The sequence below is a fragment of the Roseimicrobium gellanilyticum genome, assembly GCF_003315205.1.
In the GTDB taxonomy this organism is placed as follows: Bacteria; Verrucomicrobiota; Verrucomicrobiia; order Verrucomicrobiales; family Verrucomicrobiaceae; genus Roseimicrobium; species Roseimicrobium gellanilyticum.
This window is the reverse complement of the sequence record NZ_QNRR01000017.1, coordinates 79407-98339: the sequence shown is the minus strand read 5'-3', so window position 1 is coordinate 98339 and position 18933 is coordinate 79407. Positions and strand designations below refer to the sequence as shown.

The following is an 18933-nucleotide window of genomic DNA, read 5'->3' as shown; positions in this document are numbered from 1 at the left end:
AAGTACGGCAAGGGGAAACCTGGGACGCAAGCGCATGTTGTTGGAATGGTGAGGGATTTGTTACATGCCCGACTGCATCATCTTCGGTCCCATGAGCATGATGGGGAGCATCGCGCCTGCGAATACAAGGCCAATGAGGAACATGGCGCACATCAAGGTGATCACGTTGATGATTTGGGTGAAGTCACTCATCACCTGGGCGGTGTCTTCCTCATAGATGTCGCGGAGCATCTCCAGCTGCTCCGGAAGGGAGGCTGAGCGCTCGCCGATGCTGATCATGTGCATCACTTGTGGGTCGAGGATGGGTCTCTTTTTGAGAGCTTCCGCAAAGGGAAGGCCAGAGCCCTCATAAATCTGGCTGGCCTCGACCAGCGGAGCGTACGTGGGTGTGCCCTGCACCACCTTGGCAGCCAGCATGGACGCACGGGCAAGGTTGATTCCATTGGCGTAGAGCATTTGAAGCGTGCCGATGTAGGCGGTCTGACGCAGCCCCATCACAAGCTTCTTGAGCAGGCGCCACTTTTCCATCCCGAAGTTCAGCAGCGTCTGGCGAAGATTGGGAGAGCGGAACAGCCCCACGATGAACGCGGTCAGGGCGATGATGAAGAAGGGCCATGTGGCTCTCACGACATGGCTGAAGGAGAAGATGACCTTGGAAAGGGCGTCCGGCTCCTGTTTGATGCTTTTCAGGGTGTCCTCCACCTGGGCAACAACGCTGATCTGCGACCAGATGAAGAGACCAATCTGGAACAAGATGACCAAACAGGGGACGAGGAGCGCGTTGCGCAGCTTGCTCGAGAAGGCCATTTCCACCTTAATCTTGCGAGCCATCGATGTGAAGGCCTCGTGGAGTTTGCCGGCGTCCGCACCGGCCTCAATCATGGTGATGATGGTGGTGTCGAATTTGCGCTCCTTGGCAAAGGCGATATGCACAGGCATACCAGCCTCCAGCCTGTTGCGGATGCTCATCAGCGAGCCCTGAAGCAAGGCATCGGGCAGGCCTTGGGCGTAGTACATCAGCGCATCTGCCGTGCTGATGTTCGCTCTGAGCATCGAGGCCAGAGCGCGGAACATCTTCACAAGTTCCTTGCGCGAGATGTTCTTCTTTCCCTTGAGCTTGCGATCCCCCATCGGGATGGGCTTGACCAGGGCCACCCGGAACCCGGCACGCTCCGAAAGCATCGCAGCCTGTTCGCGGTTGTGTGCTTCGACATCAATAATCTTCGCCACTTCCGGGCGCTTGATGTTGCGCAGAGTTACTTGAAAGACGTTCATGAGAATCAGCAGTCGTAAGTGAGGTCCAGAACCTTGCGCAGCGCCGCCAGGTCGGTGCGCCCTGCCTGGAGGAGCTTGAAGCCGTTATCGCGGAGAGAAGGGAGGCCGTATTCCCTCCGGATCTCGTGCTCGAGCTCATACGGAGTGATCTCGCCCTTGGCGAGCTTGTCACCCACCTTGGGACTGATGGGCAGGATCTCCAGGATCGCGGTTCGTCCTGAATAGCCCCTGCCCTTGCACTCCTGGCAGCCTTCCTTGCTGTGCTCGAAGACAGGCTGGGTCGCCCAGAAGTCTTCCATGTGGAAAAGACGGCGGTCTTTCTCCGGCACTCCGTCCATCTTGATGCGGCAGGAGGGGCAGAGCAGTTTCACAAGACGCTGGGCGCAGGCGGCTTTGAGGGTCTGGGCGATCTTCCAGCGCTCCATGCCCAACTGCTCAAATCGTTCGATGATTTGCGAAGCACGCGGGGTGTGAATCGTGGTCAGCACCTTGTGACCAGTGATGGCTGCTTCGATGGCGAGTTCGGCAGACTCGCGGTCGCGCACTTCACCCATGAGGATGATATCCGGGTCAGAGCGCATGAAGCTCGTGATCATCGGCTTGAACTCCGAGGAATCTCGCAAGTCGCAGTGCGTGACGCCGGGGATTTCGTCTTCCACCGGGTTTTCCAGCGTGAGGATGTTATCCTCCGGACGATTGAGCTCACGCAGCATGGCGTTGAGCGTCGTGGATTTACCAGAACCCGTGGGGCCGGACATCACGATGATTCCGGAAGGGACGGCCATCGCCTTTTCCAGCTCGAAAAGCGTGCCCTCGTCGAAGGCCAGCGTACCCATGCCGAGGCGGGCTTCCAAGTGCGTCTTGTCCAGGAGACGCATGGTGACGTGATAACCGCGGTAGGTGCGGTGGCGCTCATAACGTACACCAACGGAGCGACCGTAATAACTTGCGGTGAAGCGACCCGAGATCCCTGGGCGCTTACTGCGATCTTCTGGAGGAAGACGCATGAGATTCAGCAGAAAGGCATCGATACGATCCTTCAGCTTGACCGGCATATCAATCTTCGGGCCGATGTCGCCATCGACGCGGAAGGAATAGGCAATGCTGGTCTTCTCCGTTTTGATGTGGATGTCAGAAGCGTGCTGCTTGATGGCATCCGAAACCATGCTGGCGACGAGCTGCGCGATTGGTTCATCGTACTGGCGTGTGACATCGAAGTCAGGAACGTCCAGAGAGAACTCGTCGACTTCCAAGGCCTCAAGATCAGCACGGCTGGGGCCGGCCGAGGAAGAGGAGCCTTCAATGACGCTGGAGATTTCCGCCGGCAGAGTGACTACCTTGAGGATCTCCTCGTCCGGGAAACGCACGGAGCAGTAGTCGTCCGCGCGGTAGTCCCAGGGGTTGGCGACTGCGAGCAGGATCTGCTCCGCGCTCCGGCGAAGCGGGACGAAGAGTCCGCGAGAGAGTGCTGCCGGATCGCAGTAGCTCACGAGCTCCGAATCCACGAGCTCCTTCACATGTGGGAAGGCAGCAAGACCGGAGGCTTTGCCCACGGCACCGAGGATGCGGGCCTTGGAGGATTTGCGAATCAATGCCTCGTCCGAAAGCGTCATGTCCGAGGGGGACACTTTGCGGAGTTCCTCCAGGACGAGCGCCTGGATGGTCTCATTGAATTCGATGCCGAGATTCAGGTTCATGCGGAGAAGTGGCGCTGCTGGAGAGACTCCCAGGTGGCGAGGTCCACGATGAAGGGGAAAACAAAAGGAGGATCCTGCTTGCCGGCGTGGGTGATCTCGTGGCGGATCCACGCTGAGGCGACAAGAGCGGAGACGGGATTCAGCGAGGCAACATGCACGATGCTGTCATCGCCGGAGAGAACCGCGGGGCAGCCCAGAAGAGAACAGGCTACGCGAAGCGAGGGACAGGATTCGTAGAGCGAATTGGGGCGGCCCGGCATCATGCCCACACTCCAGTAGTGCACTTCATCATGCAGGCGCTGGCGCAGCACGCGCTGCATGCGGGAGACTTCGCCTTCGGGCGTCACCGCGTGCTTCCTGGCCTGATGCAGGGCTGTGAAGGCCAGGAAGTCACGGCAAGCAGGCAAGGAGCCGCCGCTGGTGAGATGCACATGATAACTCTGCAGCAGGCCGTGGATTTCAGTGTCAGCCATGTAGCCGCCCTGCTGCAGATGATTCACTGAACATGCTGCGATGGATTCCAGCACATTGATCGCCGCCATCAACCCTGACGACGGTTCCGGCGGCAGGAATGAAATGCCAGTGATTGTATCTGTGACCTTGGGCGCGAACATGGGAGATTGTCGGCTTAGGGCGTAGTACCTGCGTTTGAATTTTTGCTGAATATGCGGCCGAACCAGTTCTTCTTCTTAGGCTGTTCGGCTTGCGGGCCTTCCGCAGGCAGGGCGCCGGAGGGCTTGGAAACCGTCTGCGTGCGCACTGTCTCACGGGTCTGGTAGGCGGCGGGCGGCGAGCTCACCGGCAGCGGGGGCAGGAAGCGCTCGCTCATTCCATCCAAGCGGGCCGCCTCGAAGTTTGAGTACGTGCGCATTTCCTGGTTCATGCCACGGATGGCGTTCGGGCTGGAGGCATCATACACGCTCGGTGTGATGACGAAGATAAGGCTCACCTTTTCCACGCTGTTGTCCTTGGACTTGAACAACCAACCCAGACCGGGGACCTTGCCCAGGAAGGGAACATTGTTGCCATTTTTGGAGTCACTGTAGTCATAGAATCCACCCAGGATGAGCGACTGGCCGCTTGGGATGCGACTGATGGCTTCTGCGGTCGACTCACTGACACGGGGATAGATGTTGCCCGTCTGGCCATTGATGAATTCCACAATCTTGGCCACACGCGGACGAAGCTTCATGCGCACCGTGCCATCTGGAAGCAGCGTGGGAGTGACCGAGAGAGTCACGCCGATTTCGCGGCTCTTCTCCGGCTCTTCCATGGCGTCGGGATCGTCTTCGTCAATCTTGTAGCGGAGTTCCTCGGTGATGTTCTGCCCCGCAGTCGTTTCCGTGATGGTGGAGGTGACGATTGGGAAGCGGTCTACGATGGAGATGAGACCCTGCTCATTGTCCTCAGTGATGATGGTCGGGCAGGACTCCTGGCTGACAATGCCGTTCTCCTCAAGAGCGCGGATGATGGCGTTGACTTGCAGGGGCTCGAAGACGAGGCCCGGACCGTCATCATAGACGCTGCTATGGTCACTGCTGCTCGAGCTGGAAGTGCTGCCGGTTGCTGCGGTAGTGTTGATGAAGCTGGTGGAAGTCCCTTCAGGTCCTCCGGTCGTGGTGGACTGATTGTTGAAACTGTTCGAAAAGTCCTTCAAGGTGGAGCTGGCCTTGGTCAGGGTGCTGGTGTCCGGCAGATTGAACATGGCGTTCAAGCTCTGGCTGGCAGAGACGGTGAGGCCTTCGCCAAGGGTGGTGGACCAGTCGACGCCCACCTTCTTGCCCTTGGTGTTGATGACGCGAAGCACGCGCACATTGACGGCGATCTGCTGCTTCGGACGGTCAATCTTTTCCAGAAGGTCCTTGATGCGCTTGATCTTGACGCTGTTGTCAGTCACCAGAAGCGTGTTGGTTTTCTCCTCGAATTCAATCTGCCCCACGGACTTCGTGAGAAGGGGGCGGATGATGAGCTTGAGCTTTTCAAAGTCAGCCATGCCCGAGGACATGCCGCCGCCACCTTCGCCACCGCTGGCCTGCGCAGACGATTGGGCGGACACGCGGCTCGGGCTTGAGCCGCGCAGGTATTTGAGCTGGTAGCTCATGATTTCGAGCGGCAGCTTGGAGAGCTGCAGGTCATTCATGACATAGAGCGTCTTGGCCTGACGGTAGACGGCGAGTCCGAAGGCGACCGCGAGGTCCTCGATCTGGCGCTCGGGATCATCAAGCTGAAGATGGCCTGTGACAATGTACTCCGGGCCGTTCAGCTCGTTGTTGAAGAAGTACTGGTAGCCGGCTTTGCGGCACAGGTACTGAAGCACGTCGTTGATGGGGGCGCCATCCACCCAGTAACCTTCAGAGGGGAGCGTAGGGAGGGGGGTGGCAGAGGGGCTCTCCAAGCCTGGAGTCGCTGCAGCCAGCATCGGCGTCGGAGCGTCCGTGGATACCGCGGAGCTGGGTGGCGCCGGAGGGGTCAGGGGAGTGACGGAATCGGTCCCCGCCTTCGCTCCCGGCCCTGCAGCAGGGCTCACGTTCTGCACCAAGGTGGTCTCAGCGAGTGCCAACGTCTTGTCCGTCTGCGTGAGGGCGACCAGGGGATCGTGCTTGGGCATCGGCAGAGGCATATCTGCCTGGCCGTGGAGGACTGAGCTGGCCAGGGAGCAGACCAGCAGGTTCAGGGAGATGTTGAGAGGAAGGTTCATTTCTTGGGAGGTGTTGCCGGTTCCATGGGAGCCCAGCGCGACTCCAGGGAGGAAGCCACTTTGCGCATGGGTTCGAGTTGAAGCGTGGGAATCATGTTATGTGGCATGATTCCGACATCACCCCGTTGCAGGTCCCGAAAGACGATCTCGGTCGCATTCACTTCGACGCAGAGAGCCTGGAAGATTTCGTTCTTGTAGGAGAGTTCAATGACGTCCCCCTCAAACACATTGCGTCCACCGATAAGGAACTCCTTGTTGACCAGATTGACGCCGTTGAGCTTCAGCGTTTGCAGCGCCTGGTTGAGCGTGAGGCGGACCGTGGGACGGTTTTCGTTTTCATCCACCACCGCCACGTCTTCTTCGCGGGGGAAGGTGGAGACACTGAACGGATCCAAGGTGCGAACGCGTGAACTCAGTTTTTGCGCCGTGGCTTCAATATCCTGGGCGGTCGGAAGGGACTTCACCTTGGGGAGCCAGTTGGCTTCTCCCCCAACGAATGCCGGCTTCTTTGGCTGGCCAGGTTGGGCGTTGCGAGCAGCGGGTGGAGCAGCGTTGCTGACAGTGGCAATCGACGCCAAGGCAAGAATGTAAAAAGGCCAGGTTTTCACAGTGTACCCTCCCCGGCCTTCCAGCACGTGTAGGTGGTTTCGATTTCGAGGTGATCCGGCTTCTTTTGCTGGAGGTCACTCTTGCGCGAGAGCTTGATTTCTTCCAGGAACGCGTTGGGCATCACGGATTCAATCTGAAGAAGGGTTTCCTGCATGGGCCCAATTCCGCCTTGGAACGTACATTTGACTTTGCTGAGGTCGCACTCGAGCTGGCGGCCGAGTTGCCCGCGATCCTGGGGAAAAGTGAGGCTTGTTCTCACCAGTTCCAGCTCGGTGTATTTGGGAAGAGAGGCATCCAGACCCCTGGTCATGATTTGTCCCGGGTCGGAGGTTAGAATCCTCTTCTGGTCGTCGAACGCCTTGCGTCGCGGAGCAATCTTCGACTCGAGTTGCTGCATGGCAGCCAGACGCTTGGTCTGCTCGTCGTAACGGGCCTCTCTTTCTGCGCGGACCGTGGAAAGTTTGTTTACCCCCGCGACCACGCCCGCGAGGAGCATGGCGTTGAACGCCGCCGGCACAAAAAGTCCGAATCGGAGAATGGGTTTAGTGTAGACACTCATGATAGGTCAAAACGGCTTCCCGGTTGGCAGTGCGAGCGGATCCCTTTCGGTGATGGTCTGGGAGATGACTGCCTCAAAGGAGTAGGGGTAGGTCAGGGCAGGGTCCTTGGCTGCTTCGCCCGCGGAGGCCGTGACGTTGAATCTGGGATTCTGGTTTTGAGTGAGAGTGAGACGAACTTGCCGGGTAGGATCCGGGACGAGGCTGGCATCATTTGTGGCTTTGGCGACCTGGTCGAAAAAGGCGTTCAATCCACGCTGGCTGTTGAGGTCGTTGAGAATGTCGAGCGTCTTCGCCTTGGCCAAACCTTTGAAGCTCCACTCGCGTGTCATCCCCACGGTTTGGATTCCTCCCGGAGCCGCAGGCCCTGTAGGTTTCTTGGCACCGATACTTTGGAGGGGCTTCACCGCGTACTCGAATCCATCAAGGCGTACTCCCGAATCTTCCGGGAACATCTGCAGCAACAATTCCAAGTTGGTCCAGCCCAGTGAACGGGGCTTCATGAGGCTCTCAGTGATATCAATCTGCTTCTGCTCAGCGAAGAGTTTCTCATGCTGCGTCTTGGTCGTTTGCACCTGCGCCTCCGTGAGCTCCCAAGAGGGGTGCCGCATGGCAGTGAACAGGCCGTAAACGCCGTATCCACCCAGAGCCAGGAGTGTAAGCCCCAGGAGTGCGACAAACCAGGACGAGAACCGAAGAAGGCGAAGGTCGCCCAACGTCGGATACAGGTTGTCGATCTTCGCCGTGTTGAAGAAATTCTGCGTGGCCCATCCGTCCCACAAGGAGCGGAACGTTTCGGACCTGGAAAGAGGACCTGCGGAACCGACCTGTGACGAGGCTCCCGAATCGTAGGGGAGAAACTCGGGCCGATTACCGGGGAGGCTTGCCGTGGTGGGATGGGTGCTGAGGTCCAGCACCTGGGCGACGATGCGCTGGCGCTTCAGGGAATAGACCTCCAATTCCCGCGTGGCCTCCGCCAGAGTGCCCTTATTGGGAGAAGCAATGATCAGGTTTGGCAGCAACTGTCCGGCTCCGTCATTGGCAATAAGCTCGGCGCTGACTGCCATGTTCCACAAGATGTCCCCAAAACTGGAAGGGATGGGATTGCCGCCACGGTGGGCAAGGCTGCGTGCGGAGCGCAAATCGCCGTCTGCATTGAGTGCGAATACGGCAGTATATTTCAAATAGGGGAAGGCGACCAGGCCGCCGCCGCGTATTTCGGGCTTGAGGAGAGCCAAGGCCGCCAGGGCCTCCATGGGGGCGCTGGCCACAGAAACCCGGATGGGGATGCGCCAGTCTTCGCCACCCTCGACCAGTCTGCTCAAGAAAGTTTCACGGGAGCGCGGCATGGCCACCGCGATGCTGCGGGGCTGACCAGTGGGGGCACCCCAAAAAGGGAGCAAGCGCCAGGAAACCGTGTCTGTAGAGACATCACGGTCGGCGAGGAAATCCTTGGGGGAATCGATGAGGTTGTACCTCAGCAGATTGAAATCGTCACCACCATCGCTGACACCATCGCTCGCGGTTGACACTTCGGTTAGCGAAAACTCGTCGGCAACGTGAAGGATGACCCCAAGAGCTTTGGGCTTGTGACCAAAATACGTAGGGGAAAGAAGATCCCCGAGAAGCGAGAAGACGTCTTCACCAGTGGTGAGACCGGCCAGCGGCAGGGGTGGACCCTGCCGCCAGCAATTGTCCGAGCGGGAGAAGGTGGCGGAGCACACTTCACGACCGCCGTCGAACCAGATATGCCATTGGCACGCGATATCCCCTGGCTCACGATACCAGTTTCCATCCGTTCCCCGGCTGGTCTTGGACGCCACCGTCCGTGCCTGACGATAAACTTCGCCAGGCTTCAAATCATACGGATCAGTGATGGTAGACACGGCAGTTCAGGTGGAAGTGGGTTGCAATGAGCAGAACGAAATCGCGACGTTGCTTACCAGTCCTGAATGTTGGTCAGTGCGTGGGACACGGGGAGCGTGACTCCGCAGGTGCCGTAGGAGACGCCGACGGCAGGTACCGTACCCGTAAAGGTGTAGGCCGTGCCGGTGGGGCAGACGGGAGTGGTCGTCATGATGACGCCGTTGCCCAGGTTAGCCGCATCCACGACCGCGCCAGGGAGCAGGTTCTGCATGTTGGCGTAGGAGCGCACCGCCTTTTGAACGGAGGCAAGCACCATACGGCACTGGGCTTGGTTGGCGCCATTCCGGTAGGAACCAAGGCCGAGGAACACCACGGCGAGGAGACCCAGAAGGAGGGCGATGACCAAGCTGATTTCGATGAGGGTGAAGCCAGCTGCGTTGAGACGCTTGGAACGAAGGATAGGATTGTATTTCATATACTTGAGTTGGTAGAGCACGTTCCAACCTTGGTATGGAAATTATAATAAATCAATTTATACTTAATAAATATGAATTTATTTGGTGAATAATTTAGTGATTACAATATCCTTGCAGTACTGAATGCTTAGCCGCATGTGGATGTATAAAGTCCTCATTTTCAGTATGAAAATCCGGAAAAAATTGGAGGGCGACGTAGAGAAATGCGCCTAACTAAAAGTTCAGGAAATTCGAAGCTTTTTTAAAAAATCCCCGGCTTTTTGGCGAGTCTATAATTGAAATAAAACGCTCTTTTCTCCTATGGAAGCGTTGAAAACGATGGTTTTAGAACCGAATATTCGCCAATTCCTCGTTTTTTGCGGACACCAATTTCCATGAATTGGGCTTCCAGCTTTCTTTTCGCCACGTAAAAACCCAGGGTTTTTCAAGCGAATTGACCTTGCTGATGATTTCAGAGCTGAATCCGCCACCGCTGCCGTTCATTTTCGCGTAGCCACGCACCTTGGCAATGCCTTGGTTCACAGTGACTTCTGTGGTTTCCCATTCGATGTTGAGGTACAGGAAGCCCTGAAACAGCTCCGAGGCCAATCCGAGAGCGTCTTCGCGATTATGGCCCCATTCATCTTCATAATCTGAGGTCATCAGCTCGGAGGCGCCGGTCCAATTTCGAGCCGCAGCCAGAGAAATGAGCTTTCGATGCATATTCTCCACCTGTCGTTTCTCCGATTGGAGGTAGGGCCACAGGAACCAGAGGAGCGTGAGAACGAGAAGAACGGGAATGAGAATGCGAAGGAGGCGCTGCATGAGCGCATCAAACCTTCAAGCCACACCAGTATCTAGCCAAAAATCAGGCTGTTCTTCTCGTCGATGAGAAAGCTGCTTCCTTCGCTGTGGTGCTGTTGGAGCATTGGGAACCGATGTGGAGAAGGCCCGGTAGGTGTCCTCCACCTCGGCCACCACATTCACTTCTGAAGGGAACGGCTCGACTTCAGGTGTCGCACTCACAGGAGCAGTGGGAGCTACGGCAGCGGGAAGTGAATGCATGACGCGGCGGCGTGCTACTTCCATCCAAGGCAAGGGAACGCTGCGCTTCGCGCAGACCACGTTGGTATCCATGGCTCCCGCACTGCGTAGCACGGCAGTCATTTTCTTGAGCGCAATGTCAGGGCAATTGCAGTCGTCGCTCAAGTGGCCGAGTACCACGTGGTGCAGGTCTTCGTGCGCCAGAGCCTGCAGCAGTTCGGCCGTTTGCTCGTTCGAGAGATGACCGTGGCGACCGCTGATGCGTTGCTTTGTGGCCCACGGGCGCTTTGTGTCGGCCTCGAGAAGCGGGCCGTCGTAGTTCGCCTCGACGAAGAGAGTGTGAGCACCGCGAAGGCGATCACGGATCAAGTTCGTGACGAAACCCACGTCGCTCAGCACTCCGAGACGTGACTCCTCATCCGTGATGACAAAGCCCACGGGGTCGGCAGCATCATGAGGTACAGGGAAACACTCAATGCGTAGGTCCTGGAAGTCGAACGGAGCCCCTGTTTGCATGAGTTTCCACCGTGGCGAAGCCTTGCGGAACGTGCCCTGCTGAAGCGCCTCCTGAGTCAGCGGGGTGGCAAACAGGGGAACTTGATGCTTCCTGCAGAGAATTTCCAGGCCGGCGGTGTGGTCGCAATGCTCATGCGTGAGGAGCACGCCATCCAGATCCTCCAGTTTCATCCCCACAGCCTCCAGGCGGAGCATGATTTGGCGACCGCTCAGGCCGGCGTCGATGAGCAGGCGGGTTCTATCCGTGCGGATGACGGCGCAGTTTCCAGAACTGCCGCTGCCAAGAACCGTGAGAGAGAGCATGGCCGATACTAAGAGGAAATCCGCCGGGGGAAAATGGAAATGACGCGAGAAAAGCGGCCTACACCCGCTTTTCAGGCGGGCAAAGCGCGGCTATGCTGGCCTTTCATGCGTTGGTTCCGTCGTCTTGTCATGCTGGCCCTGCTGATCTCCGTCGGCAGCGCTGCGGCATATGTGCGCAGTGACGGCTTTTCCAGAAAGTGGCGCAGCTTCGTGATGCAGCAGTTTGAAAGCCGGGGTGTCTATCTCACGCTGGACAAGCTGACGCTCGATCCGCTGGAGGGGCTGGTGGCGCGTGGTATCAGGGTGTATCAGGACAAGAAGTACAAGGTGCTGCTGGCGGACGTGGACCGTCTGCACCTGGACCTGGACTACAGCAAGATGATGAAGGACGAGCTCTTCCTGGAAGGGCTGGATCTCCGGGATGCGGATCTGTCCTTCCCGCTGGATCCTGAGGATCCCAACTCGGAAAAACTCACCATCAAAGCCCTGGATGCGCGCCTCTATCTCATTGGGGATCGCATGGAGATCCGCAGGGCGGAAGGCACGCTCTTTGGCCTGCGTGTGCATGTGAGTGGCTCGCTGCTTCGTCCGCCGTCGGACAAGGAACTGGAGGATGAAAAGAGTGCGGAGGACCGCAAACGCAAGCGCATGGCGGCCATCAAGGCGCGGCGGGACCTCATCGTCGAGGCAGCGCGCATGCTGAAACATTTCGAATCCGCGCATGTGCCGCGGCTGGAGGTGGAGGTGAATGGCGACCTCGAAAAGCCTGAGGAATTGAACGCCACGATGCGTCTCACGGCCCAGAATCTGCGTCACGGCGATTATGTCTGCGATCAAATCGAAGCGGTCGCGAGCTACGCAGGCGAGCAGGTGGATCTCACCCGGCTGCGCATCAAGGATCACCTCGGTGAACTCGAAGCCGGAGCCACCTGGAGTCTCGGTGGGGACAAGGTGGATTTTCGCGTGCGTTCCTCTGCGGATCTTCCCGGGCTCGCCCTTGCGATCACGGAGATGGATGAGTTCCGCGAAATTGTCTTTTATGAACCGGTGGAACTCACGGCGGAGGGCAGCCTCCTGCTGGGCGCAGCCGTGCCGGAGGGCGCCTTCGTGCCGCTGGACTGTGTGGGCAATATTCGTGCGCGCCGTTTCTCCAGTCGCGGTGTGGTCCTGGATGGCCTGGAAGTGGACTATGGGATCTCACCCAAGGGCTGCTACCTCAGAGACGTGCTGCTGCGTCATGAATCCGGAACGCTGGGGCTGCAGGCTCTCTGGAAAAAGGATGAGAGCTTTCGCTACCGTGCGCTGCTGCAGATGGATCCCAATGTATTCCTGCCCTTCCTGAGGCTGCCGCAAACGAAGGAGATTCTGCAACGCTTCTCTTTTGGACCAGAATCTGCCATCTGGTTCGAAGTGGAGGGCGAGGGGCCGGAGCCAAGAATTGATCGGTGCCAGAACAAGGGGCGCGCAGAAGTGCACCGGTTCCGGTATCGAGGCGTCGATTTCCAGCGAGTGACGGCAAACGTCAAGTTCCAGGGGCCGCACCACGAGTACCATGATCTCACCATCGAGAGACCGGAGGGGCGCGCGGTGGCCAAGCACGTGGCGTGCAACGATATCAAACGCACGGTCACGCTTACCGGTGTGACGAGCACGGTGGATCCCGTGGCATTGACCTCCTGCTTCGCCACCAAGACTGCGGAGAATATTGCGAAATACCGCTTCGACAAACATCCTCATGTGGAACTGGATGGCATCATCGGGATCAAGGAAGGAACGGACCTGCACGTGAGATTCCGGAGTGATGGCACGGCGCACTATCCACTCTTTGGGGAGGACTACGTCATCAGCAGGCCGGTGGGAGATTTGAAGTTCACCGGCCCTGTGCTCACGTACGATGTCTCTGGCGGACTGTATGGAGAAGGCATGGCCTGCAAGGGCACGGCGGATCTGCGACCTGAAGTGAATGACTACACGGTGGAATTCCGTGCGAACAGTTTTCCGTATGAGGTCTTCGGCAAACCGCTCCCTTTCGAGAACCTCCGCGCCTCCGTGATCTGCAAGAGCGGCCAGGTGGAATTTGACACCCAGTCCGATCTTCTGGACGGGCGCTACAAGCTCCGTGGAAAGCTGGATGACAATCGTGAGCCGCAACCGTACTCGGGCGAGTTGCGCGTGGACGCGATCAGCTTGAACAAGTTTGCTCGTGTGTATTCGCCAAGGGAGACGTCAGAGGGGGACCTCACCGGGCATCTCCAGTTCTCGGGGCGCCTGGGGGACTGGCGGACGTTGCAAGGGAAAGGCGCTCTCGTCATTCTCAATGGCAATCTCTACGCCGTGCCCATCCTTGGACCGCTCACGCCTTTGCTTGGCGCGGTGCTGCCCCGGCCTATCAAGGGATACAACATTGCCAAGGAAGCAGACTGCAGCTTCACGGTGGCAGATGGCTTTGCGACCACGGCAGATTTTGAAGCGCTCACGGGCGTCTTCCGCCTGGTGGTGAATGGCAAGGTGGACTTCCTGGAGGACCGAATCCAGTTCGAAGCCAAGGCAAAGGCCCGTGGTCTGCCGGGATTGGTGCTCTTTCCCGTGAGTGAGATCCTTGAGTATGTGGGCGAGGGGAGCGTGGGCTCGCCAGACTGGCGGCCCAAGTACTTCAGTGGAAGCAAGGCGCGGGATGAATTCCGCCGCTCCGGCGAGGCCCCGCTGATTCAGGATGAGCCACCGCCTCGTGAGACGCGTCCCAGCCGGCCGGCGGTGCCCATGAGAAAATAACCTCCGCGATGTCGATGTCTCTTTCGCTGCACTTTTCGACTTGCGCAGCGGGCGCCTTCAGGCGCTGTTTTGACTCACCATGTCTGAATCACCCAACCCCCAGTGGTACTGCGTCCACACGAAGCCGAAGACCGAGCATCTGGCGGCGGCGGGGCTTGCTGCTTTTGGGGAAGTGGAGACATTTTGCCCCCGCATTCGATTTCAGCGCAGCACACCGCGGGGGAAGGTGTGGTTCACGGAGGCGCTCTTCCCGAGTTATTTCTTCGCCAGATTTGATCTTGCTTCGCGGTATCGCGCGGTAAAACACGCCAATCATGTCATTGGGGTGGTGGGTTTTGGCGGAACACCGGTACCGATACCGGAGCAAACCCTGGAGGAGCTGCGTGCTGAAATGCAGGGCATGGAAGTGCGTGAGGTCAGCCACGGCGTGAATGTGGGCGACACGGTGGAGGTGGCAGAGGGGCCCATGAGAGGCCTCAAGGGTATTGTAGAAAGTATGACCAGTGGAGAGAACCGGGTGAAAATCCTACTCGAGTTCCTTGGTCGGCAGAGCTTGGTGGAAGTACCCTCTTCCAAGCTCCTGAGCAGTCGAAGTCCGCGTGATTCGTTCACAGACAAGTAATTGCTCTAAAAAATGGCTTAGATAGCTGCGCCTCTGATTGCAACGCGAGGCTAAGGAAAGTTTTAAATTTGTGGTAAATCGACTTTCCAAGCGCACTTCTGAGAGTAAAATTACTATAATTCGGCCCCGTTTCCATACATCGATACTCCCTTCGCAAAATTGCGAAAAGAATCGGTCCCTGTGGCGGATGGCGCCGAAGGACATCGAGCCCCGCCGTCTGCACGCATGTGTCTGGCATCTGAGCTCAGTACGACGCGATGCCGCGACGGTCTTGGGAACACACCAGACGACCGGTGGCGGCAGCTTGAGCGGAGAAAAGCAGCGAATTTCCCGCTGCATGACGAATCACTTGCACGGCATGGGCTCCCGGCGATTTTGCAGGCTCCCCGCATCGGGGCGGAACCTGACATGAGCGAAAAACACCGCACGGACGATCTGCGCATCGAGGACATCAGCGACCTCGTGCCTCCCTCTGTTTTCATGAAGCAACTGGCGCTGGACGCCGCTGGTGAAGACTTTGTGACGCGCTCCCGTCAGATCAATCAAGACATCATGATGGGGCGTGACGATCGGCTGCTGGTGGTGGTGGGGCCTTGCTCCATTCACGACTCGAAGTCCGCCCTGGAATACGCGGGCCTGCTGAAGGAAGCGCGCGGCAAGTACTCCGCCGATCTTGAACTTGTGATGCGCGTCTATTTTGAGAAGCCGCGGACCACCGTGGGGTGGAAGGGTTTCATCAATGATCCGAATCTCGATGAGAGTTTCGACATCAATACGGGTCTGCGTGAAGCACGCCGTCTGCTGGTGCAAATCGCAGCTATGGGAGTGCCGGCGGGGACGGAGTTTCTGGATGTGATCACGCCGCAGTACATTGCGGACGTGGTGTCTTGGGGCGCGATTGGCGCCCGCACAACGGAGAGTCAGGTGCACCGCCAGCTGGCGAGCGGCCTCTCCATGCCGGTGGGATTCAAGAACGGCACGGATGGCAATATCCAGATCGCCCTCGATGCCATCGCCGCTGCGGCAGGCGCACATGTATTCCTTTCCGTGACGAAACATGGCACGGCAGCCATTGTGCAAACTCGTGGCAATGATGCGTGCCATGTGATTTTGCGTGGTGGCAAGGCTTCCCCAAACTACGATGCGGCCAGCGTCGCAAACGCGGTGGAGCAACTGCGCTCCCGCGGTCTGCCCCCGCACCTCATGGTGGATTGCAGCCACGGCAACAGCCTCAAGGACTATCGCCGCCAGCCCCTCGTGGCCAGTGACGTGGCGGGCCAGCTTGTGAATGGAAGCACCGGCATTACCGGCGTGATGATCGAAAGCCATCTGTGCGAAGGACAGCAGAGCGTGAAGCCAGGCCAGGAACTCAAGTACGGCCAAAGCATCACAGACGCCTGTGTTTCCTGGGAAACGACGTTGGGCGTATTCGATGAGCTGGCTGCAGCAGTGCGCGCGCGTCGCGCAAAATTTGCCAGCGCGTAGTTGATCCAACCATCCTCTCGCCGCAAACACTCCCGCGTGAAGCCTGCCGACCTCGAAACCTTCTCCTCACGCCGCATCCTCGTGGTTGGAGATGTGATGCTGGATCATTTTGTGCGGGGGAACGTCAGACGCATCTCTCCTGAAGCTCCGGTGCCGGTGGTGGAGGTGTCCGAGGAATCCTTTAACCCCGGTGGTGCGGCGAATGTGGCCTGCAACATCGCGGCCTTCACGAAGTCGGTATTCCTGATGGGCAGGATTGGCCAGGACATCCAGGGCCAGCAACTCAAGCAACTGCTGCAGGAAGAAGGGGTAAGTGCCGAACCCATGCTGGTGAGTGACACCATCCGGACGATCTCCAAATCACGCGTGGTGGCGAGGCAGCAACAGATTGTTCGCGTTGATCGTGAGAAGCTCGTGAAGCTGACGGATGAAGAGCTGAGCGAGGTGGAGGAGAAACTCCGCGCTCTGGCAGACAAGCTGGATGCCATCATTCTGGAGGATTATGGCAAGGGCTTCGTCACCGCGCCCCTGATGGAAGTGGTGACCCGTGTGGCCAGAGAAAAGAATCTGCTGGTGACCGTGGATCCGTCGCCGCGCAATCCGCTTCCCTGGAGTGGTGTGCATCTCGTGAAGCCGAATCGCCTGGAGGCATTCGCCGCAGCGGGCATTGAGGACAGCCATTTGCCGGTGCCGCCGGAGCAGAATGAAGAATTGCAGCGCGTGGGCAGCACCTTGCTGGAGCGCTGGAGCACGGACATGGTGCTGGTGACTCTCGGCGAGCAAGGCATGATGCTTTTCCAGCGAGGCAGCGAGCCACACCACATTCCCACGCGTGCACGCGAAGTCTATGATGTGAGTGGCGCGGGGGATACGGCCATTGCTGTGCTGACGCTGGCGCTTGCTTCGGGCATGAGCCCTGAGGCCGCTGCGGATGTCGCAAATCATGCCAGTGGCATTGTGGTGGGCAAGCTGGGCACCGCCTGTGTGACGCCTGCCGAACTCCTGGCCGCATTCGAAGAGTGATCCTCGTATGAGCAACGCTGCCTCATTGATCGAAACCCATCTCACGGAGCACCACGCTGCGGTGCAGCGTCTCTCGGGATTCGTGCCATTCATCGAGGACCTGGCCGGCCGCATGGTGGAGTGCTTGAAGGCCGGTGGGAAGGTGTTGTTCTTCGGCAATGGAGGCAGTGCCGCGGATGCCCAGCATCTGGCAGCGGAACTCGTGGTGCGATATCGCGTGAATCGCAGGGCACTGGCTGGCATCGCGCTCACCACGGACACCAGCATCCTCACTGCGGGAGGCAATGACTTTGGGTTCGACAGCATTTACGCACGGCAGGTGGAGGCACTGGGCTGCAAAGGAGATGTGGTCATTGGCATCAGTACCTCCGGCAACAGCGCCAATGTGGTGAATGGTCTGGTCGAAGCAAAGAAGCAGGGCTGCCTCGCTGTTGCTTTCACTGCTGAGGGTGGAGGCCGTTGCGCCGAGGTTGCGGACCTTTGTTTCCGTGCGCCATCACCTGTCACGGCGCGCGCACAAGAATGCCATCTCCTCGTGGGTCACATCCTTTGTGACTGGGTGGAGAAGGCCTTTGCGTCCTGAGACGCGGAGGACTGAGAGAATCATTTTCGCCGACGAAGCCTGTCGGCCTGCCAAACGAAATGAAGCATCGTCTTCATGAGTGAAGGAAATGTCATCGCGGAGGCGGACCTTCCGCGTCCCCGCAGAAACTGGCTGGTCCTGAAAAACATGGGCTGGATGACCTTTCAGAAGGTCTTCGTGATCATCATTGGCGTCGTCACGACCGGCTGGGTGGCACGCAAGCTGGGACCCGAGCAAGTCGGTGTGCTGGCTACCGCGCAGGCGATGGTGATGTACTTCGGCGTGGTGGGCATGGGCGTGGACATGGGTGTCTTCACCAAACGATTGCTGGAGCGTCCCGAACAGGAGTCGGGCATCATGGGCGGCACGGTGGCATTGCTTGCGGTTACCGGTCTCCTGAGCTGGCTGGCGCTCGCGGCTTTCCTCTGGACGGCGGATGTTGGAGCGGACGTGGTGAAGTTTGCCACGCTGGTCTTCGGCCTAAAGCTGCTCTTTAGTTTTCCGACGGTAATCTCCGGTTGGTTCCAGTCCCGGCAAAAGTTGCAGTACATGGTGATTCCCAATACTGCAGGTTCGCTGGGTTCACGGTTGTGGCAGTTTGTCTTCGCCGGAATCGGTGCTGGTGTGGTGTGGGTGGCGGCAGCCGAGGCCGTGGGATTGCTCATCATCGTGACGTGGTACGTCATCCTCTACTTCAAGTGTGGTGAGTCGCTGAAGAGCTGGAAAGTGGACTGGCGTGCTGGCTGGGAGGTGCTGCGTGATTCGCTCCCGCTCATGATCAATGCTGCGCTCATGGCGCTGATGTCCCGCATGGATGTGCTCATGCTCCGCGCGTATCACGGCGAAGCGACTGCAGGCTATTTCAGTGCGGCCATCATGTTCACGGAAAGCCTCTTCTTCCTGAATACTTTGCTATCAGTTCCCCTGCTCCCTGTGCTGGTGATGCTGCGCAAGAATGATCCCGAGCGCTACACGAGGGCACGCCTGGCCTACGCGAAGCTCAGTGGAGCCCTGGGCTGGTTGTGCGCTGCTGGACTCTCTCTTGGCAGCAGCATTGCCGTGGGTGTTGTGTATGGCCCGGAGTACGCGGCGAGCATTTCCGTGCTGGCAGTACACGCGCTGCTGCTCGTGCCTTGCTATCTCGGCGGCGCAGGCTCGTGCTTCCTGACGTTGGAGAATTTGCTGAAGTGGCAGCCGATGTTCCTGTTGCTGGGTTTCGCCACCAACTTTGGATTGAACCTGATGCTGATTCCCAGGTTCGGCGCCCAGGGCGCTGCGTGGGCCAGTGTGTGTGGCGTCACCATGTCATGCGTGGTCGCTCCACTCATCTTCGGCAGGACGCGTGTGATTGGAAAGACGCTCGTGCAGGCACTGGTGTATCCCGTGCCAAATGTGAGAGAACTCCCCATGCAGGGGAAATAAGCTGAA

16 protein-coding genes are annotated in these 18933 nt (G+C 58.5%); 6 read left to right on the top strand and 10 right to left on the bottom strand.

Features of this window, described 5'->3' with window-relative positions; translation table 11 throughout:
* Positions 1-60: 60 nt before the first annotated feature.
* The 10 genes from DES53_RS29710 to DES53_RS29665 all read right to left on the bottom strand — a co-directional run bounded on the left by DES53_RS29710 (position 61) and on the right by DES53_RS29665 (position 11020).
* The gene (locus tag DES53_RS29710; protein ID WP_113961974.1) at positions 61-1275 is read right to left on the bottom strand and encodes a type II secretion system F family protein; all 1215 of its coding nucleotides are present in this window, start codon (positions 1273-1275) and stop codon (positions 61-63) included.
* A gap of 5 nt (positions 1276-1280) precedes the next feature.
* The gene (locus tag DES53_RS29705) at positions 1281-2972 is read right to left on the bottom strand and encodes a GspE/PulE family protein (RefSeq protein ID WP_113961973.1); all 1692 of its coding nucleotides are present in this window, start codon (positions 2970-2972) and stop codon (positions 1281-1283) included.
* Positions 2969-3586 carry a hypothetical protein gene (locus tag DES53_RS29700; RefSeq protein ID WP_113961972.1) on the bottom strand — a complete coding sequence of 206 codons (618 nt, stop codon included), beginning with the start codon at positions 3584-3586 and terminating at the stop codon, positions 2969-2971. The genes DES53_RS29705 and DES53_RS29700 overlap by 4 nt, the downstream gene beginning before the upstream one ends.
* Positions 3587-3600: 14 nt before the next feature.
* Entirely contained in the window at positions 3601-5670 is a 2070-nt protein-coding gene (locus tag DES53_RS29695; RefSeq protein WP_113961971.1) for a secretin N-terminal domain-containing protein, read from the bottom strand.
* Positions 5667-6278 carry a hypothetical protein gene (locus tag DES53_RS29690; protein ID WP_170157527.1) on the bottom strand — a complete coding sequence of 204 codons (612 nt, stop codon included), beginning with the start codon at positions 6276-6278 and terminating at the stop codon, positions 5667-5669. The genes DES53_RS29695 and DES53_RS29690 overlap by 4 nt, the downstream gene beginning before the upstream one ends.
* Entirely contained in the window at positions 6275-6838 is a 564-nt protein-coding gene (locus DES53_RS29685) for a hypothetical protein (RefSeq protein ID WP_113961969.1), read from the bottom strand. The genes DES53_RS29690 and DES53_RS29685 overlap by 4 nt, the downstream gene beginning before the upstream one ends.
* Positions 6839-6844: 6 nt before the next feature.
* Positions 6845-8722 (bottom strand): hypothetical protein, encoded by a 1878-nt coding sequence (locus tag DES53_RS29680; RefSeq protein ID WP_113961968.1) that lies wholly within the window; start codon positions 8720-8722, stop codon positions 6845-6847.
* 53 nt (positions 8723-8775) lie between these two features.
* Positions 8776-9177 (bottom strand): type II secretion system protein, encoded by a 402-nt coding sequence (locus DES53_RS29675; protein ID WP_147263712.1) that lies wholly within the window; start codon positions 9175-9177, stop codon positions 8776-8778.
* Positions 9178-9502: 325 nt separating this feature from the next.
* Positions 9503-9982 carry a hypothetical protein gene (locus tag DES53_RS29670; protein ID WP_113961966.1) on the bottom strand — a complete coding sequence of 160 codons (480 nt, stop codon included), beginning with the start codon at positions 9980-9982 and terminating at the stop codon, positions 9503-9505.
* Between the two features lie 15 nt (positions 9983-9997).
* Positions 9998-11020 (bottom strand): MBL fold metallo-hydrolase, encoded by a 1023-nt coding sequence (locus DES53_RS29665; RefSeq protein WP_113961965.1) that lies wholly within the window; start codon positions 11018-11020, stop codon positions 9998-10000.
* A gap of 105 nt (positions 11021-11125) precedes the next feature.
* Here DES53_RS29665 and DES53_RS29660 point away from each other — a divergent pair, with 105 nt between their 5' ends.
* The 6 genes from DES53_RS29660 to DES53_RS29635 all read left to right on the top strand — a co-directional run bounded on the left by DES53_RS29660 (position 11126) and on the right by DES53_RS29635 (position 18927).
* Positions 11126-13792 carry a hypothetical protein gene (locus DES53_RS29660; protein WP_170157526.1) on the top strand — a complete coding sequence of 889 codons (2667 nt, stop codon included), beginning with the start codon at positions 11126-11128 and terminating at the stop codon, positions 13790-13792.
* 79 nt (positions 13793-13871) lie between these two features.
* Complete coding sequence (gene nusG, locus DES53_RS29655; protein WP_113961963.1) at positions 13872-14414, top strand: transcription termination/antitermination protein NusG; 543 nt, start codon at positions 13872-13874, stop codon at positions 14412-14414.
* A 408-nt stretch (positions 14415-14822) separates the two neighbouring features.
* Positions 14823-15899, top strand: a complete 1077-nt coding sequence (locus tag DES53_RS29650; RefSeq protein WP_113961962.1) for a 3-deoxy-7-phosphoheptulonate synthase — start codon at positions 14823-14825, stop codon at positions 15897-15899.
* 36 nt (positions 15900-15935) lie between these two features.
* Entirely contained in the window at positions 15936-16922 is a 987-nt protein-coding gene (rfaE1, locus tag DES53_RS29645; RefSeq protein ID WP_147263711.1) for a D-glycero-beta-D-manno-heptose-7-phosphate kinase, read from the top strand.
* A 7-nt stretch (positions 16923-16929) separates the two neighbouring features.
* Positions 16930-17505, top strand: a complete 576-nt coding sequence (locus tag DES53_RS29640; protein ID WP_113961960.1) for a D-sedoheptulose 7-phosphate isomerase — start codon at positions 16930-16932, stop codon at positions 17503-17505.
* Between the two features lie 75 nt (positions 17506-17580).
* Positions 17581-18927: a flippase gene (locus DES53_RS29635; protein ID WP_113961959.1), complete on the top strand. Its 1347-nt coding sequence runs from the start codon at positions 17581-17583 to the stop codon at positions 18925-18927.
* Positions 18928-18933: the final 6 nt, after the last annotated feature.

What these genes read in the sequence shown, in the direction of transcription:
- DES53_RS29710 (WP_113961974.1), bottom strand. Translation starts at nt 1,275, where the DNA reads ATGAACGTCTTTCAAGTAACTCTGCGCAACATCAAGCGCCCGGAAGTG.
- DES53_RS29705 (WP_113961973.1), bottom strand. Translation starts at nt 2,972, where the DNA reads ATGAACCTGAATCTCGGCATCGAATTCAATGAGACCATCCAGGCGCTC.
- DES53_RS29700 (WP_113961972.1), bottom strand. Translation starts at nt 3,586, where the DNA reads ATGTTCGCGCCCAAGGTCACAGATACAATCACTGGCATTTCATTCCTG.
- DES53_RS29695 (WP_113961971.1), bottom strand. Translation starts at nt 5,670, where the DNA reads ATGAACCTTCCTCTCAACATCTCCCTGAACCTGCTGGTCTGCTCCCTG.
- DES53_RS29685 (WP_113961969.1), bottom strand. Translation starts at nt 6,838, where the DNA reads ATGAGTGTCTACACTAAACCCATTCTCCGATTCGGACTTTTTGTGCCG.
- DES53_RS29675 (WP_147263712.1), bottom strand. Translation starts at nt 9,177, where the DNA reads ATGAAATACAATCCTATCCTTCGTTCCAAGCGTCTCAACGCAGCTGGC.
- DES53_RS29670 (WP_113961966.1), bottom strand. Translation starts at nt 9,982, where the DNA reads ATGCAGCGCCTCCTTCGCATTCTCATTCCCGTTCTTCTCGTTCTCACG.
- DES53_RS29665 (WP_113961965.1), bottom strand. Translation starts at nt 11,020, where the DNA reads ATGCTCTCTCTCACGGTTCTTGGCAGCGGCAGTTCTGGAAACTGCGCC.
- DES53_RS29660 (WP_170157526.1), top strand. Translation starts at nt 11,126, where the DNA reads ATGCGTTGGTTCCGTCGTCTTGTCATGCTGGCCCTGCTGATCTCCGTC.
- nusG (WP_113961963.1), top strand. Translation starts at nt 13,872, where the DNA reads ATGTCTGAATCACCCAACCCCCAGTGGTACTGCGTCCACACGAAGCCG.
- DES53_RS29650 (WP_113961962.1), top strand. Translation starts at nt 14,823, where the DNA reads ATGAGCGAAAAACACCGCACGGACGATCTGCGCATCGAGGACATCAGC.
- DES53_RS29640 (WP_113961960.1), top strand. Translation starts at nt 16,930, where the DNA reads ATGAGCAACGCTGCCTCATTGATCGAAACCCATCTCACGGAGCACCAC.
- DES53_RS29635 (WP_113961959.1), top strand. Translation starts at nt 17,581, where the DNA reads ATGAGTGAAGGAAATGTCATCGCGGAGGCGGACCTTCCGCGTCCCCGC.